Here is a 24963-nt window from a genome sequence, read left to right on the forward strand (position 1 = left end):
AAGTCAGAGTTTTTTACTGTATGTCCAAGTGGGCACGTTCGCATCACGCGCCACTGAATAGATTTCGGCATCACCCAGGTATTCGAAACCACAATGCGTCAGCACCCTGGCTGAGGCTGGATTGTCCTGAAATACGCTTGCGAACATCGACGTGTTTTCAAGCGGATTGGCGACAACCAGTGCTTCGACCGCCAGAGATGCGATCCCGGTGTTCCAATAGACAGGAGCAACCCAATAGCCGACCTCGGATTGGTTGCGATCCAGGCGTTCCAGCGAGATCAGGCCTATCAGCTCCGGACCGCCATCCTTGGTCGCGTCCATCGCCCAGACATCCTCGCTGCGGTCTTCGGCCATGGACCGGGTCACAAAGGCCTCAACCGCGCCGGGCGGCAAAGGGTGCGCAATCCTTGTCGTCATACGCGCAACCCGCTCATCTCCGGCATAATGTTCGATGAGACCCAGATCCGACCGGCGCAGAGGGCGCAGATCGAACCGCTCGGTTTCTATGACCGGCTGGTTTATGATCGTCTCAAGTTTCATAGGTGCGTTCCTCCTCCGAACAACACAAAAAGTACAGACGCAACAGTGAGACCTGCTAACGTCCACATCAGATATTTTTCCATCGGCCGACCTTCAACCGCGTGGGCAATTCTATCTCCGGCAAATGTCCAGATTGGATGAAGAATCACCTGACAAATCAACAAACAAGCCGCGATTGCGAGCGTTGCCTCAAAAGTTGGTGTTCCGACGGCGACAAACCCCGTGAACCCCGCAACGATCATGGCCCAGGCCTTGGGATTGAGCGGATGAACAATCAATCCAGCCAGAAACCCTGGCGCTGCGCCATCAGCCTCTTGCCGGGACAGCCGCGTGTTGGCGATCTTCCAGGCCAGCCACATGATATAGGCCGCCGAGGCGTATTTCAGAACAGCAAACACCGCCGGCGCCTGATCCGCCAATTGCAGCAACCCAAAGCCCACCGGCCAGATGATTAGCTGCTTGCCCAGAATGACGCCGCCCACAAAAGGCAGCGCTGCCCGAAACCCGTAACGCGCACCGGTTCCCAGCAGGACCATATTGGCCGGTCCCGGCGTGCCGACCTGACTGGCGGCAAAGATCAGGAAACTGGTGGTTGCGACTGTCATCGGACTGTTTGATCGAACCTGCGTTAAAACGAGAAAAGGGACCGGCATTTTCTGCCGGTCCCCCAAGAATTTTCAAACCTTATGGGTTTCGGCTTACTCTGCGGCCTCCGCCACTGGCAGGACCGAAATAAAGGTGCGGTTTTTGAGGCCTTTATGGAACTTCACAGCGCCATCAACAGTTGCAAAGATGGTGTGATCTTTGCCAATGCCTACGCCTTCGCCCGGCCAGAACTTGGTGCCGCGCTGACGCACGATGATGTTGCCTGAAATGGCGGCCTGGCCACCATACAGTTTCACGCCAAGGCGGCGACCAGCTGAGTCGCGACCGTTACGGGAGGAACCGCCAGCTTTTTTATGTGCCATTCTCTCTCTCCTTAGCCTTTAGCAAGCTCTTTGGCCTGCTCAACCCATTCGGGTTTCACTTTGACCGTTTCGATAGCAGCAATCTGCTCGTCCGACAAGGCGGCCAGAGCGGCAAAGCTCTCGATACCGGCCTCGTTCAGCTTTTTGGCAGCGGCTGGGCCGACACCGTTCAGCGCGGTCAGATCGTCTGCAGCAGCAACAGCGGCGGGTGCCTCTGCTTTGGCTTCTGCTTTCTTGGCGGGCTTTTTCGCTGCGGGTGCAGCTTCGCCTGCCGGTGCAGAACCGGTTGCAGCTTTGATGCCCGACTTGTCAGCGCCCGACGACAGGATGTCGGTGATCTTGACCAGGGTCAGCTTCTGACGGTGGCCAACGGTACGCTTCGAGCTGTGCTTACGACGGCGCTTGACGAAGTTGATGACCTTGTCACCCTTGATCTGTTCGATCACGTCGGCCTGAACGGCTGCACCATCGACAAACGGTGCACCAACTACCGGAGCGTCACCGCCCAGCATCAGAACATCGTTGAATTGAACTTTTTCACCTGCGTCGGCAGCCAATTTTTCAACGCGGAGGGTATCACCCGCCTGAACCTTGTACTGCTTGCCGCCAGTCTTGAGGACCGCAAACATGCGTCTTTCCTTTGTCTAACCCGCGTTCTGTGGTCCCCTTGCGGGTGTTTTCGGCCTCAGCCACCTCGAACAGCGCGCCCTTTTCGGGCTGTGTGAATGACCCATGGATCAGCCCCTTGGGTCAACAATAACGATACCCGGCGCGGAGAATCCGGCCGGGATGGGCGCTTATCCAAAGATTGCAGGGGAAAGTCAACATGAAATGGCGACTAAAGATCAGAGCCCTGTAAGACAGCCGCAACCGCCTTTCCCAGATCGTAATAGATCTGATCATACATACTGTCGAAGCTTTCGAACAGTGAGCTGTTCAGCGCTTGCCCTGTATCCGTTCGAGAAAACGCGATGTTCTTGCGCATTTGGGCGTTGCTCAAAGGGTTATAGGCCATCAACAGAAAGGAATACAGCCAGGTTTCTGTCTCTTGCTCGATCCCGTCCTTTTGCAGCAGAAGGTTGTCCAGAAGGTCGCTGTCATCGAGAACTTGGCCGTCATTTATCCCCCTGAAAAAGTTGTAATCCGCGCTCAAAGCGCTCCGCACGTTCTGTTTGATCAGGTCGTTGGCCAGTATGTACTCTTCGACCAGTTTGAACTGCATGCTGTCTTTGGTGTTTTCGAAATAGGCCTGTTTTGCTAAGTCTTCGATTGCCGGATCAACAAATGCAAGCCGTGCGGAATTCTCAAGGGAAACGATGGTTTGGCCAAGATCGCTTTCAAAAAAGGCGATGGCGCGTTCCAAATGCACTTCATCCAGGCTTTGCCGGAATCCCTGGACCAACTGATCATACATCCAATCGGGATCATAAATCGCCTCGACCCGAGTTTCGAACAGAGCGCCACCGTTGCCATCCAACAAGGTGGCGTCCATCTCTTGGCTCATCTTTCCGCCTTCGGACAGGAGGATTTCGATCAGGTTCTCCAGACGCATTGCTTGCGCCAGCCGATCCGCTTTTTCCACGGCGCCGGATGATGTGGCCCAGAAGATCAGGGCAAAAACGATCAGAATGCGCATCAGATGTCCTGTGCGGGGTGAAGCTCGGCCATTTTGGTTGCCAGGACTTCGAATTTCATAGCCATTATCTCATACTGAATGGCGTTCAAAAGTTCGTAGACTTCCTGCATTAGAGGCTGTTCCAACGCCTCGACATAGGTGATGACATCCGCATCCGAGAAATCCTGATAGGTATAAGCAGCACCGGCAAGTGCGGAGAGCTGTAAGGCCTGTCGCATCCCGGTTTCGTTCTGTTTCATCATTGCGCGCAATTCATCTGCATCCAACTGCAGTTCGATCACACCTGAAGCGCTGGCGGCGAGGAGGAACCGGATTTGTATTTCCTGAAGGGCGCGCAAAGAAGTACCGCTTGAGTCGATGGCAGTGTTCATCCTTTTTAGACTCTCAACACGTTGAGAGCCTTCCCGGACAAGGTGAGCGACTATCTCTTGCCCCTGCTGTTGTTTCGCTTCGTCATCCTCGATCAGATGGGAAGCGTTTTCAGCAGAGACCAGTCTTTGACCCAGATCTGATGCATAGAATTCTACCGCGTGATTCAGCGCCTGATCGCTAAGCGTCTGCTCTAAAATCGAAACTGCAGTTTCATGCATGTCTTTCGTATCGAACACCTCTTCGGTCAGCCGCGCCCAGTCCGACCCGAACCCATCGGGGTCAAAACCCAGCATCTGAGGTGCCGAGGCCGAAGCCAGAGCAATACTTTCAAGGGCAACGTCGAAACCGGTTGTGGTCAAGAATGCCTCGATCCTATCGCGCCCGGCAGCGGATGCCGGGATTGGCAGCATGAATACTGTGAAAAGAAACAGCGAAAGGGCGGTGGTGATGTGGTGCGTAAAATGTCTCATGTACAGAAGCCTAGGGGTTTTGCGGCATCTGGCAACGGAAAATCCTGGGATTGATAAATTATGAAACTTTCTGCTTGCACCCCCGGGTGTTCATCACTAAATCCCCCCCTCACAGACCCCCGCGGAGAGGTGCCGGAGTGGTCGAACGGGGCGGTCTCGAAAACCGTTGTGGGTGCAAGCCCACCCAGGGTTCGAATCCCTGTCTCTCCGCCATCAGCCATTCAGCGCATGATTGGCAACCAGCTTTCCGGAATTTAGCTCAAGCACCTGAAATGCAGGCCTTTGTCGCCTTATTCGCTTTGCGCGCCTTCCTACGAGAATTCTTAGCCTCTGTGCTTCCCTGTCGAACAGGCATTTGTGCGACCCTGTGGGTTGGTTGACAAGAATGGCATCTCGGCCACTGGTTGTTCAACGTTGGCGTGTTATTGCCACGGGATCGGCCCAGATCGGCGTACACTGGCTCAATCCCTTGTTCTGAGAGGATGTTCCACGAATTCCCCTTTCCAGTCCGCTAGTTTCCCCCCATCTCGGCGACACATATTTCAAAGGAGAATCCCATGTCGCGTATAATCTTGCTAGGGGTCGTCGTCGCCGGCGTTGGCGCCGCAATCTATTACTATCTGAATCAACCTGCCGCTCCGGTCGAACAGCCGCAAGCCGCCGCTGAAGAAACCGGAAACGCCGTGTCCGAAGCCGTAGAATCGGTTACTGAACAGGCCGGCGAAGCTGCGTCTTCCGTTACGGAACAGGCGGCTGAAATCGTCGAACAGTCCAGCGAAGCCGCGTCTGACCTAGCCACTCAAGCCGGTGAAACAGCGACTGAGCTGGCCGATCAGGCTGGAGAAGAGGTCGCTGCCCTCACCAACCAGGGGCAAGAGCTGCTGAATTCCTGGGTTGAGAGCGGCGCAATGAGTGTTGATAACTTTGACTATGACGCCATGGTTGCCTCAGTTCAGGAAAGCACACTGGCAGAAGAACTGAAGGTAAAAGCGGTTGGTATTCTCGATGATATCAAAGCCTCACCTGCAACAATCGCGCTGAAAATTCAGGAACTTCAGGCCCTGTTGACTGGTCAGTAAGAATTAGAAAGACCGCCGAAAAAGCGGTCTTTCCCTACGTCAAAGAATAGTTCGATTGACGCGCCTTTGGCCATTTGCTTGGCTGATCTGAACACATATGCCACGGTTGATGTCGATCATGGCCATCATTTTCGAAATTGTTGGTTTGATGCAGTCAAGCAGGACCCAACAGTTTCCTATCGTTCAGAAAAGGTACGCTCATGACCCCCCTTCCCTCTTCCATGTTTGCGATCGTTCAAACTCATCATGGGTATTCGGGCAAAGCCACTGGTCCCAACATCCAAAATGCGTCTGATTGGCTGGCCGAAACGGAAATGCCTGTGCCCGAGCCGGGCGCAGGACAGGTTCTGATCCGCCTGAGGGCATCATCGGTTAATCCGTCCGACCTGCATTTTATCAAGGGTGAATACGGGCAGCCTAGGGAAAAGGGATCTCCGGCTGGGTTTGAGGGATGTGGAGACGTCGTCGCCACCGGTGCCGGAGCCGAGGGTTTGCAGGGACAGCGCGTGGCATTCATGGCCACTCTTTCCGGTGCCTGGGCCGAGTACGCTCTGACCGATGCACAAATGTGTATTCCACTGCGCCCGGATATCTCGGATGACGATGGGTCAGCACAGATTGTGAACCCGATGACGGCCATGGCGATGGTCGATCTGGCGCGTCAGGCCGGAGATGCTTTTATCGTATCTGCCGCAACCAGTCAGTTGGGCAAGCTTATGTGCAGCCTCGGTCGCGATCTTGGGCTCAAGCCGATTGCGATTGTGAGACGCGCTGAGACCGTTGCTGCATTGAAAGAGCTGGGCGCTCATGACGTGCTGGTAACATTAGACCCCGACATGCTGCAGAAATTCGCAGCGCTTAGCAAAGAGCTTAAACCTCGGGTCTTTTTGGATGCCGTCGCCGACCAGATTTCCGAACAGATTTTCTGTGCGATGCCGAAAGGTGCGCGCTGGGTGTGTTATGGCAAGCTCAGCCCTGAACTGCCCAAACTAACGCAGACGGGACAGCTCATCTTTATGGGTAAGAAAATCGAAGGGTTTTGGCTGACACAATGGATGACAGCGACGCCTCGCGAAGATGTGGTACGTGTCGTTGCCGAGGTTCAGGCCCGCTTTGCGGACGGGCGTTGGAAAACAGATGTTTCAGAAAAGCTTACATTAAAAAATGTTATGTCCGGGCTGGTCGATGCACTGCAAAAGAGTGACGGAAAGGTAATTATCACGCCATAGTAGTACAAACCCCGGGCTAAGGAGGAGGCCCGGGATCTAAATGAACCCGGAGCAACCGGTATAGGGAGGTGAGTTTGGATAATGCGCAGCTGCTGATTAGCGGGCTGGCGAATGGCTGTGTCTATGGGCTGATCGCGCTCGGATTTGTTCTGATTTACAAGGCGACCGAGGCAGTGAACTTCGCACAGGGTGACCTCATGATGCTGGGCGCCTTTGTTACCATCGGGCTTACAAATGCCGAATATATGGGGCTGCCTTTTTGGCTGGCCTTGCCGATCTCGTTGGGGATCATGGGCGCGCTGGGGTACTTGCTGGACCGGTTGATCATTCGGCGACTTTTCGGGGAAAGCCAGACGGCCGTGGTCATTCTGACCATCGCCCTGGGCTTTGTAATCCGCTTTGTGGCCGGTCTGATCTGGGGGCACGAACCGCAGACGCTACAGAATCCACTGGCCGGAAAAGAAGTGCATTTCGGCGGCCTTGTACTGGGGATGGAGGACGTGGCGGTTATCGTCGTGACCGTTCTGCTGACCTGGGGGCTGTACCAGTTCTTCAGTCGCACCAAGCTTGGGCTTGCAATGCAGGGTGCCTCACAAAATCAGCTGGCGGCCTATTATATGGGAATCCCGGTAAAACGAGTGCAGGGTTTCATCTGGGCGTTGGCCGGCATGGTTGCGGGTATCGCAGGCATTTTGTTTGCCGCCAAAGGATCCGTGGACCCGGCAACCGGACTTCTGGGCATTAAGGCCTTCGCCGCTGCGGTCATTGGCGGATTCGGAAGTTTACCTGGAGCATTGGCTGGAGGTTTGATCGTTGGCGTAATCGAACCGTTTGCCAGTCGCTATATCGCTGCTGGGTACAGTCAGATTGCACCTTATGCACTGTTGTTGGCTGTCCTGATCTTTCGCCCCAATGGGCTGTTCAGCCAAGTTAGGGTCAAAAAGGTTTAAGCCATGCGGATCATTTTCAAGACCAGTTACATGCAAGATATCCGGCCTTGGAAAGACCGGTATCAACTGAGCTTATACCTGATCCTTCTAGGCGTCGTGATCGCCGCTCCGTGGTGGTTGGACGCATTCTATCTGGGTGAGCTGACAAATGTTTTGATCTGGGCGATTGCAGGTCTTGGGTTGATGATACTGACCGGCCATACCGGACAGGTCAGCCTTGGGCATGCGGCTTTTCTGGCTTTTGGGTGCTATGCGAATATCATCTTGATAGAGGCAGGCTTGCCATTCCTGCTGGCCTTCCCGATCGCCGGTATCCTGACCGGGATAGCAGGGGTGACCGTTGCTATCCCGGCCCTGCGCCTTCACGGTATCTACTTGGCAATCTTTACCATGGCCCTATCGATCCTGATGGATGACGTGATTGTCCTGGCCGAGCCGATCACCGGCGGGGTCGCCGGTAAATATATCGGCGGGGTCGAGATATTTGGATTCATGGTCGATCGCTGGGCTACGCCGGTCCAATTCTTCTGGCTGGTGCTTGCAGTCGCGGTTCTGGTCACTCTGGGCTATATCAACCTGCTGCGCGCACCGCTTGGGCGCAGTTTCATCGCCGTGCGAGATTCTGAGGTCTCGGCCCAGGCGATGGGTGTTGATATTGCGCAAACCAAGATGATCTCATTTGCCCTGTCCTGCGCTGTGACCGGCTGGGCGGGTGCTCTGATGGGGATGTTCTCGGGCGCGTTCAATAACGAGACATTCAGCGTCCTAATCTCAATTCAGTTGCTGATGATGATCGTGATCGGTGGTCTGGGCTCAATCCACGGGGCATTCCTGGGTGCTGTTGTCATTGGGTTTCTGCCGCAATTTTTGTCGATCGCAAAAGAGTATGTCGGCGCAGTTTTCGGGGGCAGCACCGTCGCAATTCCGGGATTGGAATTTGGTATCTTCGGCATGATCTTGATCGCCTTTATCCTGTTTGAACCCATGGGGATGTATGGACGTTGGCTGAAGATCCGGACATGGTTCGAACTGTTTCCCTTCTATCGCAAGGACATGTTCAAACGTCAGAAATCCTATCTCAAGACGGAGCGTCTGAGATGAGCCTGCTTGAATTTAAGAATGTCACCTTGAAATTTGGTGGCGTCACGGCTGTGAACGACCTGTCCTTTTCAGTCGAAGACGGCGAGGTTTTTGCCATAGTCGGCCCCAATGGCGCGGGTAAATCGACCGTTTTCAATCTGATCTCGCGCTTTTATGAACCAATAGAGGGTTCAATCCGGTATGACGGGCATGACTTGCTGCAGGTGAAACCGTCCGGCGTTGCAGCATTTGGTGTTGCGCGGACGTTTCAGAATATCGAACTGTTCGAACACGCCACTGTTCTGCAGAACCTGCTGGTCGGGCGTCATCGGCACCGCAAGACAAAACTTTTATCCGAGGTGCTGTTCCTGCCGTCGGCCCGGCGGCAAGAGATCGAAAACCGTGAAAAGGTTGAAGAAATCATCGATTTTCTTGATCTGCAGGCCTATCGCGACAAGATGATATCAGGCCTACCTTACGGTGTGCGCAAAGTGGTTGAAGTTGCCCGCGCCCTGGCCACCGATCCCAAGTTGTTACTGCTGGATGAACCGGCCTCGGGGCTGTCGGTCGAGGAAACGACCGATATGCGCTGGTGGATAGATGATATCCGGCGGCAGATGGGGATTACGGTGCTGATGGTCGAACATGACATGGCTTTGGTCTCGGGCGTCTCGGATCGGGTCCTTGCAATGGCGGATGGGGCAATGCTCGCACTGGGAACCCCTGCGCAGGTGCAGTCACACCCGGCAGTGGTTGAGGCCTATCTGGGGAAAGTGTCATGAGCGATCCGATCCTGACCATTCGCAATGTCGAAAGTTTTTACGGGCCAATCATGGCAATCCGGGGCGTGTCGCTGGATGTGCATCCTGGTAAGATCGTGTCGATCCTTGGGGCCAATGGGGCCGGCAAGACCACATTGATGAAAACCGTGTCCGGCGTAATGGACCCGGAAAAGGGCAAGATCAGCTTTGACGGGGTCGAAATTCAAGGGGCTGAGCCACATAAAGTTGTGCAGAAAGGCGTCGTCCACGTACCCGAAGGGCGCGAAGTATTTCCTCTGCTGACCGTGGACGAAAACCTGAGCCTCGGCGCCTATACATCCTCGGACCGAGGCCAGATTGACCATGACCGCGAACTGGTTTTTTCCTACTTCCCGATCCTGAAAGAACGCCGCAATCAAGAGGCGGGGACCTTATCCGGAGGCCAACAACAGATGTTGGCAATCGGGAGGGGGTTGATGGCAAATCCAAGGATCATGTTACTGGACGAGCCCTCGCTGGGCCTGTCTCCTTTGCTTGTGCAAGAGATTTTCGGAATCCTGAAGCGCCTGAATGATGAACAGAACATGACGATGATGCTGGTTGAACAGAACGCCAATGCTGCGCTGGAACTGGCGCATCACGGCTATGTCATGGAGGTCGGGCGCATCGTCATGGATGGCCCCGCGGATGAGCTGATGCAGTCAGAAGACATCCAGAATTTCTATCTGGGTGTGCAGGAAGAAGGTGCGCGTGAAAACCGCCGCTGGAAACGCAAGAAGACGTGGAGGTGAGCGCATGAATATAAGCACCCTGCCCTCTCAGATCATGATCAACGGTGTTCAGTACAACGCAAATCCCGGTCAGCGACCGGTTTATGTAGATGAATGCACAACCATCGGGCAACTTTTTCAAAAGCGTTGTGCCAATTTGGGCGCGCGTACCGCGCATCGCGAGAAAGATTTAGGTATCTGGAAATCCTATTCATGGACGGATTACTGGCAGCACGCGAAATGGATCGGCCTCGCCCTGCAAAAGCTGGGATTGAAACGCGGTGAGGTCGTTTCGATCCTTTCCGAAGACCGAAAAGAATGGGCCTGGTTCGATATGGGCATTCAGGGCGTCGGTGGGATTGCCTCGGGCATCTACACGACGGATGCGGCCGCCCAGGTGAAATACCTGATCAATGACAGTGACAGCCGGTTTCTGGTGGTCGAAAACGAAGAACAGCTGGACAAGTTCCTTGAGGTCGAAGTGGATTTGCAGACCCTTTTGAAGGTCATCATCCTCGAGGATGAAGGTCTGCATGATCTGGACCATGACCGCTGCATGATGATCAGCGATCTTTATGAGCTAGGCCAGCATGTCGAGATAGAAGAGCCCGACCGCTTTGACGCAGAAATCGCGCTTGCATCCCCGCAGGATACCGCTCTTCTGGTTTATACATCGGGCACGACCGGCATGCCAAAAGGCGCAATGCTGAGCCACGAGAACATCCTGGCCGCAATCGAAGCCGGCGCTCATTCCTTGCCCGCATTGGAAACAGATGAACAGCTGTGCTTTTTGCCGCTCTGCCATATCCTCGAACGCGATGTTTCCATCTATTTCCCGCTGGCGACGAAATCCGTCGTCAACTTTGCCGAAAGCCCCGAGACGGTGTTCGCCAATCTGCAAGAGGTCTCGCCCTCGACGTTCACGGCGGTTCCGCGGGTCTGGGAGAAGATCTATTCGCAGGTTCAGATCCTGAGCCAGGACGCCACCGCAACCGGGCGCGTGGCCTTTGGACTGGCGGTCAAGGCGGGGCTGGCACGGGCCGAATACATTCTGGCGGGCAAGCCGGTTCCGCCAGGTGTTGCCGCGCAATACTGGCTTTGGGACCGTCTGGTTCTGCGCAATCTGCGCCGGATGCTGGGGTTGGACAACATGCGACGCGGTGGCAGCGGCGCGGCCCCGATCTCGGCTGATTTGCTGAAATGGTATTGGGCCATTGGCGTGCCTCTGGTCGAAGGGTTCGGTATGACCGAAACCTCGGGTCTGGCGACGCTGAATACGCTCGGCAATAACAGGATCGGCACCATTGGGCAGGCCGTGCCCGTCAATGACGTCCGTATTTCAGAAGAGGGTGAAATTCAGCTTAAAGGGCTGAACATCTTTCAGGGCTACTGGCGCAACAACGCCAAAACCGCCGAGACGTTCACCGCCGATGGCTGGTTGCGCACCGGTGATATGGGCCAGATCGACGAAGACGGTTACGTGACCATTACGGGCCGTCTCAAAGACCTGATCATCACGGCGGGCGGCAAAAATATCGCCCCGGCCGAGATTGAAAGCCGTCTCAAGTTCAGTCCCTTTATCTCGGACGCAGTTGTAATTGGCGATAAGCGCAAGTTCCTGACTGCACTAATCATGATTGATCAGGAAAACGTGGAGAAATTTGCGCAGGATCGAAAGGTCCCCTTCTCGAATTTTGCCTCTCTTTGTGCCTCCGCCGAGGTTCGGGACCAGATCAAAGACGAAGTGGGTGCCGCAAACAAGGATTTCGCACGGGTTGAACAGATCAAGGATTTCCGCCTGATAGATGTTCTGCTGACGGCAGATGATGACGAACTGACGGCCACAATGAAGCTCAAGCGCAGCTTTGTGGAAAAGAAGCACGAACATCTTATTGAAGACATGTACAATTAGACAAAACGTTATCCAAAGGGAGGATTATAATGAGGAATCTGATTAAACGGCTGTCCGCTGCCACAGTTTTGACGGCTGTAGCGACACTCTCCAGCGCTCAGACACAGGGTGTTACGGATGATGAGATCGTAATCGGCTCGGTCAATGATCTGAGCGGTATCTTCGCCGCCGTTGGTGTCCCAGCCACCAAAGGCGCCAATGTGGTGTTCGACCGCGTGAACGCCGCAGGTGGTGTGCACGGTCGGACCATCCGTTTTGTGGTTGAGGATAATGGCTATCAGATGCCGCGCGCGATGCAGGGCTACAACAAGTTGCTGAACCGCGACAAGGTGTTTGCGATGTTGCAATCTCTGGGTACGCCGATGAACCTGGCCGGGTTCAAACTGCTCGATCCCAAGGGCATTCCGAATGTCGCGCCTTTGACGTCGTCGCAGAAAATGCTGCAAGAACCAGTGCGCAACAAATTCACGTCCTTTTCCACCTATTTCGATCAGGCGCGTGTCGGCGTGAACTATCTGGCCAGCGAATTCGGATCGCAAACAGTCTGCACCATGTATCTGCCCACCGATTTCGGCGAGGAGATTCTGGAAGGCAGCAAGGCGGGTGCCGAAGAGGCTGGGATCGGTTTTGGCACAGAAACCACCCACAAGCCCGATGAGACGGATTTCGTGGGCTCTCTGAGCAAGCTCAGAGATGAAGGCTGCGACATCGTCACCATGGCCCTTGGGGTTCGGCAGGCGATCACTGTGGTTGGCACCGCCAAAAAGATGGGTCTAACGGATATGAAATTCTTGGGAACATCAGCCAGCTTCCTGACCGTCGTTGCGCAGGTGCCGGGTGGCGTGACGGATGGTTTTTATGCCGCCGCCTCATGGCTGGACTTGTGGGCCCGCGCGGACCAACCGGCCCCTGCAGCCTTCATCGAAGAGTATAAGGCTGCAACAGGCGAAGATCCCGTTGGATTTGCAATGTTGGGCTATTCTGCGGCTGAAATGATGGTTAAGGCGCTGGAAATCGCCGGCCCCGATCTGACTCATGACAGTTTTATCGCTGCGATGGAGACACTCGACTACAACGACGAACTGGTTGGAAATCACATCTCGTTTTCGCCGGACGACCACCAAGGTGCCGACACGGTGTTTGTGAGCGTTGTTGAAAACGGTGCTTGGAAGCTGGTCCACGAAGAGTAACGACTGAAAAACAGAGTTTAATCTGCATTCAGGCGTTAGAAACCATGAGCCGTCCGTTCCAATACGGACGGCTTTTTCATTTTTGTTTTGGGCTTTCCACCTGGGGATAATTGGTTCCAATGCAAAACCGCTATAGTTAGGCGAAATGGAAAAAACTCGAATCGAAAATCTGTTGTCGTTGAAAGATCGTAAGATCATCGCGCAGGGTAATCGGCAATTTGTCTATCAACACCCTGATCTGCCGGACACTCTGCTGAAGATCCCGCAACCTCAGACGATAGATGACGAAGCTCATCTTGTGACGGATACCTGGTTTGATCGGATGTTTCGACGCTCGACGGCGTTCAAAGGATTTCTGCGCGAGTTTCACGAGTCGTTTGATCTTATGGTGCGTCACCAGAAATCCGCTGCTCCTATCCCCGTATGTGAGGTGCGAGGTGTGGTTCAGACGGACCTGGGTCTGGCGCTCATGTACGAGCGGATTTCCGAGCCTGACGGACAGCTATCGCCCAGCCTTATTGGTTTGGTCCAAAGCCGTCGCCTTAAACCGCATCACTTGGATTCGTTGAACGCGCATTTTGACATTTTGGTCAAAGAGAACGTTTTGGTCAGTAACCAGAACCCCGGCAACATCGTCTATCAGACGTTGGCCGACGGCTCAGGACGATGGGTCTGGATAGACAGTTTCGGAAATAAGCAGGCGATCCCAGTTCGCAGGTGGTTCCCAAGCCTGAACAAACGAAAGATCGACCAGACTCGGCAGAAATTCCTTGCTTTGGCTCAACAGGCTTTAGGACGTGAAGCGGACTGACAAATCCGTGTTGGAGTGACTTTCTTTTCGTCTCACGCTTGACGTGTGCGGGCTGTTAATCTCAACATTCAGAAATGTTTTTTGTGCGTCCTCGTCATTACAACGATAACGGGACCAATTCGGTAAATGGTATTCTAGGTAGTTAGATAAAAAATGCGGTCAAAAATTCTGAACTTTCTGATCATCGTGATGATCTCTGCAACGCTTCTTGCTGGTGTGGAGCTGGGCATCCGTTGGCTGTCACCACAAGGCGTTCTGACAACATATCCAGAGGGTGGTCCACTTGGATTGAAGGACCCGGTCGTCGGGCATACGAACAGGCCAAACACCGTCGTCGCCATCAATGCACCAGAGTTCACGGTTGAGTATAAAGTCGACGAAAACGGGTTTCGTGAAACCCGCTTTCCAGCCAGTGCATCAGACGATGGAAAAACCATCAAGATCCTGTTACTGGGAGATTCCTTTACCTTCGGCGCCTCAAATGAGCTGGGCGATATCTGGCCAGAACTCTTGGCCCAGAAGTTCCTGGATCAAGGCATGCCCGTTCAGCTGATCAACGCAGGTGTTCCGGGATATAACACATCTCAACAGGCGCTGTATCTCGAGCGGTTAAGCGAAAAATATGACCCTGATATCGTTCTAGTTACCTTTCTTCCCAATGATATGTTCGCAAATGAGCCCATTCGGACCGTTGATGGCGTTGATGTCGCCTTTAGCGATGTCAGTTCGGTTGTAGGCTCGGGGAATATCAAGAAATCCTCGCTACACTCGGTTACGCTGTTAAAGCGAATGCTGATGGCGAACGATCAGACCTATACCCAACTGTACCTGATGACGCCGCGAAAGGCCTTTTTCACCACCCCGATGAGCGATCTGTTTCAAGCCAAAGTCGAGACGACAAAGCAGGTGTTTTCCCGCATGGCAGCCTTCACGCAGTCGCAGGGATCCGAGCTTGTGGTCGTGTCTGTCCCACAGTTGTTTCAGGTTCTTCAGGCCGCGAAAACATCTTCTGATCCCGAGGTTGACCCCGGCCTGCCCGACCGCCTGATGGAGGGGATGGTGGCCGAGCAAGGGTTTCAGTGGCACGAAGCGCTGCCCTACCTCGCTGAGGAATACAGCACCAAGGGTGAAGACCTGTATTTCAGATACGATGGCCATCTGAATGCGGACGGCAACAGGGTTCTGTCTGACTTCATGTTCCAGATTCTGGCCCCGCTGATCGAAACCAAAGCAGCTGGCTGAGTTCGACAACAGATTCGGTAAACTAAATCCCAATCAACAAAAGAAAAACGGCCGCAACATTGTGCGGCCGTTTGAAACAGTCTTGAAGGTTCGTGCCAGCGATTAACGCTTGGAGAACTGGAACGAACGACGCGCTTTGCGCTTACCGTATTTCTTACGTTCCACAACGCGGCTGTCGCGGGTCAGGAAGCCAGCGGCTTTCAGTGCGCCACGCAGCGACGGATCGTACAGTTGCAGCGCTTTCGACACGCCGTGCTTGACCGCACCGGCTTGACCGGTCAGGCCACCGCCTTTGACGGTTGCAACAACGTCGAACTCGCCTTCTACTCCGGCAACCTGGAAAGGCTGGCGCAGGATCAGCTGCAGAACGGGGCGTGCAAAATATACGTCCTGGTCTTTGCCGTTCACGGTGACCTTACCGGAACCCGGCTTGATCCAAACACGGGCAACAGCGTCTTTACGCTTGCCGGTGGCATAGGCACGACCCAGTTCGTCGCGTACGGGTTCACGCACGATGACTTCTTCGGCCACAACTTCAACGCCTGCTACGGCGCTCAGCTCTTCGAGAGTATTGATCTGATCAGCCATGGTCATTAGCTCCGGGTGTTTTTCTTGTTCATGGATGCAACATCCAGAACTTCGGGCGCTTGCGCCTCATGGGGATGCTCGGCACCGGCATAAACACGCAGGTTGGTCATAACCTGACGCGATAGGCGGTTGCCCGGCAGCATGCGCTTGACCGCCTGGGTCACGACGCGCTCGGGGTATTTGCCCTCGAGGATCTGCTGCTTGGTGCGCGACTTGATGCCGCCCGGGTGGCCAGTGTGCCAGTAGAAGTTCTCTTCGCGCTTCTTGCCGGTCATCTGGATTTTGTCAGCGTTGATCACGATGACATTGTCGCCCATGTCCATGTTCGGGGTGAACGACGCTTTGTGCTTGCCACGCAGACGCATGGCGACGATCGAGGCAAGACGGCCCAGAACAACGCCCTCGGCGTCGATCAGGATCCATTTCTTGTCGATGTCTGCAGGTGTTGCAGAAAAGGTTTTCATGGCAGGATAGTCCTGTTTGATGTGAAAGACCGCCCCCATACGGAGCGGTCCGAATTCGATGGATGGGGTTTAAACCCACGCGAAAGGCGGGTCAATACACGCAAATCAGTTTTAACTTAGCAAAAACAATGTATTAAAAAATAGGTATTATTTTACCCCATGTTTTTGCCAATCTTTTTCCGTCAATACCCAACGCATCCACTGCCCAGCCCCGGTACCAAGAACAAGTTGCTGGGTATCAACGTACCGCGCCCCAAGTTTCGCGGTCCCTTTTTGTGAACGCAAGTTGGTTGGGTCGATATGAAACCAGACCTCATCCAGTTCGCCGAACACCTGATTTACCATCAGCGATTTGATCGCCCGATTGCTGGCTCCGCCCCAGTGATCACGGGTGATAAAGCTGTATCCGATGCCGATGCCTCTGGGAACTTCGGGAGGCTCATAATAGCGAGAGCACCCGATGACCCGGCCTGTCGCCTCTTCGCGTACTGTCACTGACCCACCTGCGCTCAACAGAAAATCGAAATAAGGGGCGAAAACTTCTTTCTGATGGCGGGATTTGGCGGGATGCCCGGCCCAAATCAACGGATCGCTGGCTGCAAGGTGCAGGTCTTCGAAGTCACTTTCGAGCATAGGTGTGACGACAAATCCCCTGCCCCGCATTTCCCGAATATCCATTAAGCGTCCCCTTACACCGAAATTTGTTCGGGTGGATTATCCAGCAGACGCCTGAGACGCTGCATTGCGTCCTCGAATTGATCCAACGATACATGCCCGTTCATGGCAATGCGCACCGCATTGGGCGCGCGCCCGTCACGCAAAGCAAACTCATCGGCAGACCGCAGTTGAATTCCCTCTCGCTCCGCTGCGCGGCTGAACGCAGCTGCTCGCCAACCAGAAGGCAAGTTCAGCCAGACAAAAGGTACATCTGAGGCCCAGTTCAGGTCGAACCCACCCAGGGCGTTTACGGCCACGCGCACATATTCCCCCATCCGGGTCCGGACATCTTTTGCGATTTGGCGCGTCCGCGGATCAGACAACATCAGCCGCGCCAGTTCGGCAAGCGGCTGAGCAAGGCCAAAATAGCCATATTCCGCTGAACGGCGCAGATCAACGCTGCGCTCGCGCGGCGCTATGGCAAACCCGACACGCAGTGCGGGCGTCAAGATCTTCGAGATCGACGACACATGCCATCCCCTTTCCGGCGCCAGGGCGCGATAGCTGGGCGCTCTTGCATCACCCATGCGGTAGCAGTCGTCCTCGATTATCTGGACGCCGAACCGCCGCGCGATTTCCACAACTTCTTTGCGGCGTTCCAGTGGTGTATGTGAGCCGGTCGGATTTTGAACCTCGGGTGAGACACATATGGCCTGCGCCGCCGACTGGCGAAGGGCATGCTCCATAGCGTTTGGATCCACGCCCCATTTGTCCATCTTTACGCCAACGACCTCTGCACGCATCAACTCACCGGCCCGTCGGAACCCCGCATATGACAGATCCTCAACCAGAACGATCGGCTTTGGTCCGCGTAATATTGTCTGAAATACAAGGCAAAGGCCGTTTTGTCCGCCGTGGGTCAGAACGATATCGTCCTGCGAAATTGGTCCCAATGGCAAATCGGAAAGCCAATCTACAACAGCCTGTCGCATAGGTTTATACGCATCGCGGGTTGGATAGTTCATAAACAGGCGTGGATCGGATTGTGCCACTTTCTGCATACATTCGCGGATCAGGGCCACCTGCCCCATATCGGCGAGCCTTGGGCTGAACAGGCTGACATTGGCTTCATATTTGTCATCTCTGAGATGAAGTTGCCGAGCCCAGACATCATCGAGCAGAGGCGCCTTGGGCGGGGCCACAAATGTACCACGTCCTACTTCGGCGCTGAGCAGACCTTCGTCTGTGAGTATCGTATAGGCGCGCGCAACGGTGCCCGGTGTGATTTGTAACCTATAGGCAAGTTCCCGCACCGGCGGCAGCTTTGTACCAACTTCCAAAAGATTGTTATCTATAGCTTTTCGAATTGTATCGGCGACCAGTGTATATTTTGGCCCTTTGGATTTAGGCAGTGACTCTGGCCAAATTGTATCCATTACAATTCTTCCTTTGATTGCAGCACAATTCTGAATGTATCAAGTGTTCATACCGAACATATTACGTTTGTGTCAATACAATTTGAAAGGAACCCCAAGATGACACGCGCAATGCACAACCCCGCCCTGATAGCGCTTAACGACAGCCCCCGGCTGCCGCTGATTGCCGCACTGGCCGTGCGGTTTGCGGCGACGGTCACAAAATGGGAGCGGCAACGCCGCAGCCGAATTAACTTGTCCAATCTCGATGACAGGCTGCTGAAGGATGTGGGCCTGACTAATTATCAGGCCAGACGAGAGATCGAACGCCCTTTTTGGCAGGGCTAGGTAATCCCCAGTCCCTATATGGGACCTCTTCCTTGGCCGGGTTTATCCCGGCCATTTTTTCACCCAAAAGCTGCCGCAGCTGACCCCTCTGGTGGCAAAGAATAGGTCATCGTTGCGCGTGCGACGGGTTTGTCTGACCCTTCCGAAAATATTAGAACGTCACCTACGGCAAGGGTTTTTCCTAGCTTCAGCAAGGTGCAGCGCGCAATCAAATCTGCATTTCCATCCGGTTTACGCATGAAGTCCATTGAACAACCGGTTGTCACGGCCAGAGACTGCTGGCCCCTGCGCGCCAGGATCAGTGCGTAAACGCTTACATCAGCTAATCCAAACATAGACGGCCCCGAGACGGTCCCACCGGGGCGCAAATGACGATCGCCAACGGCAAGTCTCATGACGATGGACTCTTCGGTCAGATCCTGGACCGAATAATCCTGACTGACCTGGGGGAAGATTTGGCTCATATAATCCTCCAGTTCCTCCCGATTCATTGCCAATGACATACTTCCCCTCCTGGATTTGCCGACCTAGAGTTGGCCTCACATCAGATCGGAGGGCAAGATGGGAATTCTGGAACGAAATGACGCAGACGCCGTGGCTAGGCTTACAATGAATGCGCCAGACCGACTCAACGCCCTAAGTGACGAAATGCTGGCTGCACTGCAGACTGAACTTGATACTCTGCGCGAAGACAGTTCCATCCGGGCGGTGATCCTTTCTGGTAAAGGCAAAGCTTTTTGTGCGGGTCATGATCTGAAACAGATGACAGCTGGGCGCCAATCTGAAGACGGCGGCAGAGCCTATTTCCAGGACCTATTCAATCGCTGTGCGAAAATGATGCTTTCGATTCAGTCGCTTCCGCAGCCGGTAATTGCCCAGGTGCACGGCATTGCTACGGCGGCCGGATGCCAGTTGGTTGCAACCTGCGATCTTGCTGTAGCTGCCGAAGGGACGCGGTTTGGCGTAAACGGTGTGAATATCGGGCTGTTCTGTTCGACTCCAATGGTTGCTCTTAGCCGAAACATTCCACGCAAACACGCCTTCGAGATGTTGACGACCGGAGATTTCATTCCGGCGTCACGAGCTGCTGAGCTGGGTCTTGTCAATCGCGTGGTGCCAGAAATGCTGTTGGAGCATGAGGCTGTTTCACTGGCCGAGCAGCTTGCCTCAAAACTGGGATCTGCCGTGAAAGTCGGAAAACAGGCCTTCTACCGCCAGTTGGATATGCCATTGGATCAGGCCTACTCCTATACCGGCGAGGTAATGGCTCAGAATATGATGCATCGGGATACCGAAGAAGGAATATCTGCATTTATCGGAAAAAGAGATCCAAATTGGAGCCAATAAGGAATTTGTCATGCATATTTTTCCGCAATGTCGCCATTTTTGGACTTTTCAAATGGGCGTTACTGTGGCAATGCTGAGACGAGGCTAAGGCCTTGAACACTTTTGGGTCGCCGTGGGCGGAAGGTCCCTCCGAGCTGGTTTCTCTCACTAGCGCAGACATTCCCGCATCGGCGACCCCAAAAATCCCTCGAAAACATGATTTCCCGTGCGCCATCGCTGCTGTGTTGCGTTGCGATCTTCTGTGCCCTATGTGGCAGCTTATGACACAGAAATTGCATATCGTGGGCGGCGGCATGGCCGGGTCCGAGGCCGCATGGCAGGCGGCGGAAATGGGCGTCGAGGTCGTGATTCACGAAATGCGCCCAAAAGTCGGAACTTTTGCGCATCAGACCGGCAACTTGGCCGAGATGGTCTGCTCGAACTCATTCCGGTCGGATGATGACGAACAGAACGCCGTTGGACTGCTGCATTGGGAAATGCGCGAGGCCGAAGGGTTGATCTTGAAAACGGCAGATGCGCACCGACTGCCGGCCGGGGGCGCATTGGCTGTGGATCGCGATCCGTTTGCTGAATCTGTGACGGCCAGGTTAAAGGCTCACCCCCTTGTCGAAATCACTGGAGAAGAAGTGACCGCCCTGCCCGATGACGGCCAATGGATTTTCGCCACCGGCCCACTGACGTCTGCTGGATTGGGAGAAGCAATCCGCGCGGAAACCGGCGCCGAGTCGTTGGCGTTCTTTGATGCCATTGCACCAATCGTCTATGCAGACAGCATCGACATGAGCAAAGCTTGGATGCAATCTCGGTATGACAAGGGTGAGACCGAAGAAGAACGCACCGCTTACCTGAATTGTCCGATGGACCGAGAACAGTACGACGCCTTCATCGACGCTCTGCTGGCCGCGGACAAGACCGAGTTCCATGAAGGAGAGACCGCAGGCTATTTCGATGGTTGTCTTCCGATAGAGGTTATGTCCGAGCGGGGTCGTGAAACGTTGCGCCACGGACCGATGAAGCCGGTCGGCCTGACGAACCCGCATCAGCCCGAGGTAAAGCCCCATGCGGTGGTTCAACTGCGCCGGGATAACGCGCTAGGAACATTGTTCAACATTGTCGGCTTTCAGACCAAGATGAAATACGGAGCCCAAACCGATGTGTTCCGCATGATTCCGGGGTTGGAGAATGCCAGTTTTGCGCGGCTGGGCGGTATTCATCGCAATACGTTCATCAATTCTCCGACTTTGCTGGATTCCCAGATGCGACTGAAATCAAAGCCCAATATCAGGTTCGCTGGTCAGATTACCGGTGTCGAAGGTTATGTGGAAAGCGCCGCGATGGGTCTTTTGGCCGGACGTCTGGCTGCTGCCGAGATGTTGGGCCGTACCGTTCCCGAAGTTCCGCAGGACAGTGCCATGGGCGCTTTGATCCACCACATCACTGGCGGTGCCGAGGCAAAGACATTCCAGCCTATGAACGTGAATTTCGGTCTATTCCGTCCTGTCGATGGGTTAAAAGGCGGTCGGCGTGGCAGAAAAGACCGCTACAAGGCCTATACTGACCGGGCCAAGGAAGAATGGACCAAGTGGTTGGCGCATTGGTGACTGGACGGGTCCGGCTCCGACGTCCTAACATATCGGTATGAGCGATAAATTCCTAAAGGATGTCTATGGGCTGGATTCGCCTCAGGCGACCGAAGCACATTATCAAAAATGGGCCTCGTCTTATGACGATGAGGTTGGGTCAAACGGTTATGCGACCCCGGGACGTATCGCCCGGGCACTCTGGTCGCAACTGCCCGAGCCCAAAACCCCAATTCTGGACTATGGCTGCGGTACCGGCCTGTCAGGTGTCGCGCTGAACGCGGTCGGGTTTGAGGTCGTCGATGGAATAGACCCCACCCCGCAGATGTTAGAGGGCGCTCTGGCAAAGGGGGTTTATCGCAACCTGATCAGCTTTGACATCGCAGATCCCAGCCCGCTGCAGTCTGGCGCGTATAAGGTCATCACCGCAATCGGGGTCATCGGCGTGGGTGCCGCACCACCTGAGACTTTGGATATGCTCATCAACGCGTTACCGTCAGGCGGCCTTATTGCTTTTTCTTTTAATGATCATACGCTTGAAGATCACAGCTATACCGTTCGCCTAAGTGAGTGGCTGGATATGGGCGCAGCACGATTGCTGTTCCGGGAATATGGCCCGCACCTTCCCGGAATGGACATGAAGTCTGACATCTATATTGTTGAAAAAGTGTGACTTTAGTAACAAGATTTGCCCCTTCGCCGACAGGACCACTGCATCTGGGCCACGCGTATTCGGCGATTTTGGCTCATGATTTTGCAAAGTCGAAGGATGGCCAGTTTTTGCTGAGGATCGAGGATATCGACCGCTCACGCTCGCGTCCAGAATGGGAAACTCAGATTTACGATGATTTGCGCTGGCTTCGCCTGTCGTGGCCGGAACCGGTGCTCTGCCAATCCACGCGAGCTGCCGCCTATGATGCCGTGCTGGATAATCTGTGGTCGCGAGGGTTGCTGTACCCCTGCACCTGCAATCGAAAAGACATCGCTAACGCAGCCAGCGCCCCTCAGGAAGGGGCCCCGCTTCATGGACCAGATGGGCTTATCTATCCGGGGACCTGTCGTGTACGCTGGGAACAGCTGGGTTCAACGGAGCAACCGCGCCCTCTGGATGTTCCGTTGCGATTGGATATGGCGGCAGCTGTAGAACAAGCTAAAAGTCTGTTTCAGAACGATAATAACACCGCATCGTTTCAAGAGATCGGAGAAGGCCCGAGCGCGGAATCCGGTAAAGTCCGGTTCACCCAGGCCGAGATGTTGGACACGATCGGGGATGTCGTTCTGTCGCGTCGGGATATGGGGACGTCATATCATCTGTCGGTCGTTCTGGATGACGCTGCACAAAAAGTTACGCATGTGGTTCGCGGTCAGGATCTGTTCGAAGCCACACGTATCCACGTTCTGCTGCAGGCGTTGTTGAAGTTGCCGACACCCATCTACCTGCATCACTGCCTGATACGCGATCAGGCCGGCAAACGGCTGGCTAAACGCGACGATGCGCGAGCCATTGCCAAGTTCCGCGACGAAGGGGCGACGCCCGAAGATATTCGGGCGATGGTGGGGCTTTGACCGATCAAGCCATAGGGGTCATGATTTCGACCTCGTCCCCGTCTCTGACCGCTGTGTAAAAGCACGACCGACGGTTGGTGTGGCAGGCCGGGCCGGTCTGGCGCACAAGGACAAGCAGGCAATCCCGGTCGCAATCCACGCGGAGATCAACCAATTCCTGCACATGGCCCGAGCTTTCACCCTTGATCCAGAATGACTGGCGCGAGCGGGACCAATAGGTAACGCGTCTGGTTTCGAGCGTCTTTTCAATGGCGCTCTGGTTCATCCAGGCCATCATCAATACCTCGCCCGTATTTTCGTCCTGAGCGATGGCTGGAATCAGCCCAGCCTCGTTGAATTTCAAACTCGATGCATCGAACGCGACTGAGGAAGACATGACAAAAACCTTTTGCATCCCGGTGGATGGCCACTATGTATTGGGAACATTCAACGAGGGAAAGCCATGTCCGGCGAGAATGACCTGATAAAGCTATACTCTGGCCGAATTCTGGCCCTTGCTGCTGACATCCCACACCTATGCCGGCTTGATGATGCTGACGCTACGGTGAAAAAACGCTCGCCCCTATGCGGGTCGACCATCACGGTTGATGTCAAAGTTCAGGATGGCAGAATTTCAGAGTTCGGTCAGGACGTGAAAGCCTGTGCTTTGGGACAGGCCTCCGCTTCGGTTGTTGGCGGGGCAATCGTCGGAACAACGCGTGCTCAGGTCGAAAAGGCGCGCGAGCAACTGTCCGCCATGCTGAAAAAGGATGGATCGGCACCCGAGGCCCCATTTGATGGGCTAGAGGTTTTGATGCCCGCACGGGAATATAAGAACCGTCATGCCTCGATCCTGCTGGTTCTTGATGCAACCGCAGAGGCATTTGAACAGGCGGAACGTGCAAATTGCGCCTAAACATGGTTTTGACGGGCGAAACGTTATAGCCTTTCGGAATAAACGAAGGGAATTCCAGTTTTGAACGGTTTACTTGAGCATTTTGTCACGCTTTGGGTTGTTATTGATCCGATTGGAACAATCCCGGTCTTCATCGCTGTTACCGCAGGGCTTGGGGCCGCCGCACGCCGTAAGATGGCGCTTGTGGCCTCGCTTATAAGCGCCGGGATTCTATTGTTTTTCCTGGTCTTCGGGCAACTGCTGATCGAGGCGCTGGATATCGGCCTGAACTCTTTTCAAGTCGCTGGCGGCATTATCCTTTTCCTGTTCGCGCTGACCATGATTTTTGGCGAGCCCAAACAGGAAGTCGAGCAGCGCGCTGCTGAGGACGACATCAAAGACGAACTCCACAAACACAACCCAGCGATCTTTCCTCTTGCCGTCCCCTCGCTTGCCTCACCAGGTGCGATGCTGGCCATCGTCATCTTGACCGATAACAACAGGTACAGTGTTGCTGATCAGGGGATCACTGCTTTGGTCATGCTGTCGGTTGTTGCGATTGCCTTTGTCCTGATGTTGCTGGCCGAACCGATCATTCGGCTGATCGGCCATTCAGGCGCCGCGATCATCAGCCGTGTCATGGGGATGATCCTGGCATCGGTCGCAGTAAACTCGGTTCTGTCGGCGTTGTTGGAAATTATGAAAACCGGCCAGCTTTAAAAAAACCGCCGCTCCTTTCGGGCGGAAAGGGCGGCGGCAGGTAATGCGTTTCTCATGTGGGGTCCGGATATCCGCGCGGGGCCGAGGCATGGCCCTTCAAGGGTATTGGGACAGGCAGGTCACCCTTGATTGAAATGGGGATGACAAGCGCGGCGTGATCGGCACGAGATCGCAGGCAGAAAGACTTAATACGTTCCGGGAAGATGAAGTGCGACCATAAGTATGACCACCAGTGCAACCGCACCTGCTGCGTCCTGCAGCAGCGTCGACTGGGAACGACTTAGGGTGGTCTTGATCTGGGTCAGCATATGGGTACCTCCGGTCAGGGTTTTAATCCTTTGTTGACCTTTTGTTCTCATATTTTGATGTCCTGGTAAAGAACTTTTTGAGAACA

At 54.5% G+C, this 24963-nt stretch carries 30 protein-coding genes and 1 tRNA gene; 18 read left to right on the forward strand and 13 right to left on the reverse strand.

Going from position 1 to position 24963, the window contains the following annotated elements; genetic code table 11:
- Positions 1-3: 3 nt before the first annotated feature.
- The 6 genes from AC2FIC_RS13035 to AC2FIC_RS13060 all read right to left on the reverse strand — a co-directional run bounded on the left by AC2FIC_RS13035 (position 4) and on the right by AC2FIC_RS13060 (position 3926).
- Positions 4-540 carry a GNAT family N-acetyltransferase gene (locus AC2FIC_RS13035; RefSeq protein ID WP_142633834.1) on the reverse strand — a complete coding sequence of 179 codons (537 nt, stop codon included), beginning with the start codon at positions 538-540 and terminating at the stop codon, positions 4-6.
- Positions 537-1145, reverse strand: coding sequence for a LysE family translocator (locus tag AC2FIC_RS13040; protein ID WP_496688076.1), 609 nt, complete (start codon positions 1143-1145; stop codon positions 537-539). The genes AC2FIC_RS13035 and AC2FIC_RS13040 overlap by 4 nt, the downstream gene beginning before the upstream one ends.
- Positions 1146-1238: 93 nt before the next feature.
- Entirely contained in the window at positions 1239-1508 is a 270-nt protein-coding gene (rpmA, locus tag AC2FIC_RS13045) for a 50S ribosomal protein L27 (RefSeq protein ID WP_120635433.1), read from the reverse strand.
- Positions 1509-1519: 11 nt separating this feature from the next.
- On the reverse strand, positions 1520-2137 hold the full coding sequence (locus tag AC2FIC_RS13050) for a 50S ribosomal protein L21 (protein ID WP_496691245.1): 618 nt from the start codon (positions 2135-2137) through the stop codon (positions 1520-1522).
- Positions 2138-2346: 209 nt separating this feature from the next.
- Positions 2347-3144 carry a DUF2059 domain-containing protein gene (locus AC2FIC_RS13055; RefSeq protein ID WP_281994622.1) on the reverse strand — a complete coding sequence of 266 codons (798 nt, stop codon included), beginning with the start codon at positions 3142-3144 and terminating at the stop codon, positions 2347-2349.
- Positions 3144-3926 (reverse strand): DUF2059 domain-containing protein, encoded by a 783-nt coding sequence (locus tag AC2FIC_RS13060; protein ID WP_281972398.1) that lies wholly within the window; start codon positions 3924-3926, stop codon positions 3144-3146. Before AC2FIC_RS13060 ends, AC2FIC_RS13055 begins: the two co-directional genes overlap by 1 nt.
- Positions 3927-4109: 183 nt before the next feature.
- Here AC2FIC_RS13060 and AC2FIC_RS13065 point away from each other — a divergent pair.
- The 11 genes from AC2FIC_RS13065 to AC2FIC_RS13115 all read left to right on the forward strand — a co-directional run bounded on the left by AC2FIC_RS13065 (position 4110) and on the right by AC2FIC_RS13115 (position 15010).
- Positions 4110-4199, forward strand: a tRNA-Ser gene (locus AC2FIC_RS13065).
- 344 nt (positions 4200-4543) lie between these two features.
- Complete coding sequence (locus tag AC2FIC_RS13070) at positions 4544-5065, forward strand: hypothetical protein (protein WP_281972111.1); 522 nt, start codon at positions 4544-4546, stop codon at positions 5063-5065.
- 200 nt (positions 5066-5265) lie between these two features.
- Positions 5266-6294, forward strand: coding sequence for an alcohol dehydrogenase catalytic domain-containing protein (locus AC2FIC_RS13075; RefSeq protein ID WP_496691246.1), 1029 nt, complete (start codon positions 5266-5268; stop codon positions 6292-6294).
- Between the two features lie 74 nt (positions 6295-6368).
- Entirely contained in the window at positions 6369-7244 is an 876-nt protein-coding gene (locus tag AC2FIC_RS13080; RefSeq protein WP_282027411.1) for a branched-chain amino acid ABC transporter permease, read from the forward strand.
- Between the two features lie 3 nt (positions 7245-7247).
- Positions 7248-8345, forward strand: a complete 1098-nt coding sequence (locus AC2FIC_RS13085) for a branched-chain amino acid ABC transporter permease (protein ID WP_142633851.1) — start codon at positions 7248-7250, stop codon at positions 8343-8345.
- Positions 8342-9106 carry an ABC transporter ATP-binding protein gene (locus AC2FIC_RS13090; RefSeq protein ID WP_496691247.1) on the forward strand — a complete coding sequence of 255 codons (765 nt, stop codon included), beginning with the start codon at positions 8342-8344 and terminating at the stop codon, positions 9104-9106. The genes AC2FIC_RS13085 and AC2FIC_RS13090 overlap by 4 nt, the downstream gene beginning before the upstream one ends.
- Complete coding sequence (locus AC2FIC_RS13095) at positions 9103-9876, forward strand: ABC transporter ATP-binding protein (RefSeq protein WP_496691248.1); 774 nt, start codon at positions 9103-9105, stop codon at positions 9874-9876. Before AC2FIC_RS13090 ends, AC2FIC_RS13095 begins: the two co-directional genes overlap by 4 nt.
- A gap of 4 nt (positions 9877-9880) precedes the next feature.
- On the forward strand, positions 9881-11767 hold the full coding sequence (locus tag AC2FIC_RS13100; protein WP_496691249.1) for an AMP-dependent synthetase/ligase: 1887 nt from the start codon (positions 9881-9883) through the stop codon (positions 11765-11767).
- 29 nt (positions 11768-11796) lie between these two features.
- Positions 11797-12957 carry an ABC transporter substrate-binding protein gene (locus tag AC2FIC_RS13105; protein WP_496691250.1) on the forward strand — a complete coding sequence of 387 codons (1161 nt, stop codon included), beginning with the start codon at positions 11797-11799 and terminating at the stop codon, positions 12955-12957.
- Positions 12958-13102: 145 nt separating this feature from the next.
- Positions 13103-13768, forward strand: coding sequence for a YrbL family protein (locus AC2FIC_RS13110; protein ID WP_496691251.1), 666 nt, complete (start codon positions 13103-13105; stop codon positions 13766-13768).
- Between the two features lie 153 nt (positions 13769-13921).
- Complete coding sequence (locus tag AC2FIC_RS13115; RefSeq protein ID WP_496691252.1) at positions 13922-15010, forward strand: SGNH/GDSL hydrolase family protein; 1089 nt, start codon at positions 13922-13924, stop codon at positions 15008-15010.
- Between the two features lie 102 nt (positions 15011-15112).
- Here the strand turns inward: AC2FIC_RS13115 and rpsI are convergent, their stop codons facing one another.
- The 4 genes from rpsI to AC2FIC_RS13135 form a co-directional block, all read right to left on the reverse strand.
- Positions 15113-15598, reverse strand: a complete 486-nt coding sequence (gene rpsI, locus AC2FIC_RS13120; protein ID WP_271947073.1) for a 30S ribosomal protein S9 — start codon at positions 15596-15598, stop codon at positions 15113-15115.
- Positions 15599-15603: 5 nt separating this feature from the next.
- Entirely contained in the window at positions 15604-16062 is a 459-nt protein-coding gene (gene rplM, locus AC2FIC_RS13125) for a 50S ribosomal protein L13 (RefSeq protein ID WP_113790645.1), read from the reverse strand.
- 147 nt (positions 16063-16209) lie between these two features.
- Positions 16210-16740, reverse strand: a complete 531-nt coding sequence (locus AC2FIC_RS13130) for a GNAT family N-acetyltransferase (RefSeq protein ID WP_496691253.1) — start codon at positions 16738-16740, stop codon at positions 16210-16212.
- An 11-nt stretch (positions 16741-16751) separates the two neighbouring features.
- On the reverse strand, positions 16752-18155 hold the full coding sequence (locus tag AC2FIC_RS13135) for an aminotransferase-like domain-containing protein (RefSeq protein WP_496691254.1): 1404 nt from the start codon (positions 18153-18155) through the stop codon (positions 16752-16754).
- A gap of 99 nt (positions 18156-18254) precedes the next feature.
- Here AC2FIC_RS13135 and AC2FIC_RS13140 point away from each other — a divergent pair, with 99 nt between their 5' ends.
- Positions 18255-18482: a DUF1127 domain-containing protein gene (locus AC2FIC_RS13140; RefSeq protein ID WP_142633870.1), complete on the forward strand. Its 228-nt coding sequence runs from the start codon at positions 18255-18257 to the stop codon at positions 18480-18482.
- A 59-nt stretch (positions 18483-18541) separates the two neighbouring features.
- Here the strand turns inward: AC2FIC_RS13140 and AC2FIC_RS13145 are convergent, their stop codons facing one another.
- The gene (locus AC2FIC_RS13145; protein WP_142633872.1) at positions 18542-18985 is read right to left on the reverse strand and encodes a PaaI family thioesterase; all 444 of its coding nucleotides are present in this window, start codon (positions 18983-18985) and stop codon (positions 18542-18544) included.
- Positions 18986-19043: 58 nt separating this feature from the next.
- On the opposite strand from AC2FIC_RS13145, the gene AC2FIC_RS13150 reads away from it, so the two are divergent.
- The 4 genes from AC2FIC_RS13150 (at position 19044) to gluQRS (ending at position 22975) form a co-directional block, all read left to right on the forward strand.
- Positions 19044-19829 carry an enoyl-CoA hydratase gene (locus tag AC2FIC_RS13150; protein WP_496870180.1) on the forward strand — a complete coding sequence of 262 codons (786 nt, stop codon included), beginning with the start codon at positions 19044-19046 and terminating at the stop codon, positions 19827-19829.
- 260 nt (positions 19830-20089) lie between these two features.
- Positions 20090-21430 (forward strand): methylenetetrahydrofolate--tRNA-(uracil(54)-C(5))-methyltransferase (FADH(2)-oxidizing) TrmFO, encoded by a 1341-nt coding sequence (trmFO, locus tag AC2FIC_RS13155; RefSeq protein WP_496691256.1) that lies wholly within the window; start codon positions 20090-20092, stop codon positions 21428-21430.
- A 37-nt stretch (positions 21431-21467) separates the two neighbouring features.
- Positions 21468-22082, forward strand: a complete 615-nt coding sequence (locus AC2FIC_RS13160) for a class I SAM-dependent DNA methyltransferase (RefSeq protein ID WP_496691257.1) — start codon at positions 21468-21470, stop codon at positions 22080-22082.
- Positions 22079-22975: a tRNA glutamyl-Q(34) synthetase GluQRS gene (gene gluQRS, locus AC2FIC_RS13165; RefSeq protein WP_496691258.1), complete on the forward strand. Its 897-nt coding sequence runs from the start codon at positions 22079-22081 to the stop codon at positions 22973-22975. The genes AC2FIC_RS13160 and gluQRS overlap by 4 nt, the downstream gene beginning before the upstream one ends.
- A 4-nt stretch (positions 22976-22979) precedes the next feature.
- On the opposite strand, the gene hisI is transcribed toward gluQRS, so the two are convergent.
- Positions 22980-23369: a phosphoribosyl-AMP cyclohydrolase gene (gene hisI / locus AC2FIC_RS13170; RefSeq protein ID WP_496691259.1), complete on the reverse strand. Its 390-nt coding sequence runs from the start codon at positions 23367-23369 to the stop codon at positions 22980-22982.
- A gap of 48 nt (positions 23370-23417) precedes the next feature.
- On the opposite strand from hisI, the gene AC2FIC_RS13175 reads away from it, so the two are divergent.
- Together AC2FIC_RS13175 and AC2FIC_RS13180 are read left to right on the forward strand one after the other, a co-directional pair.
- Positions 23418-23870: an iron-sulfur cluster assembly scaffold protein gene (locus AC2FIC_RS13175; RefSeq protein ID WP_281972123.1), complete on the forward strand. Its 453-nt coding sequence runs from the start codon at positions 23418-23420 to the stop codon at positions 23868-23870.
- A 60-nt stretch (positions 23871-23930) separates the two neighbouring features.
- Entirely contained in the window at positions 23931-24569 is a 639-nt protein-coding gene (locus AC2FIC_RS13180; RefSeq protein ID WP_142633886.1) for a MarC family protein, read from the forward strand.
- Positions 24570-24754: 185 nt separating this feature from the next.
- Here AC2FIC_RS13180 and AC2FIC_RS13185 read toward each other — a convergent pair whose 3' ends face one another.
- Positions 24755-24928, reverse strand: a complete 174-nt coding sequence (locus AC2FIC_RS13185; RefSeq protein ID WP_496676229.1) for a hypothetical protein — start codon at positions 24926-24928, stop codon at positions 24755-24757.
- Between the last annotated feature and the right edge of the window lie 35 nt (positions 24929-24963).

The organism is Ruegeria sp. CDSC079, from assembly GCF_059610505.1.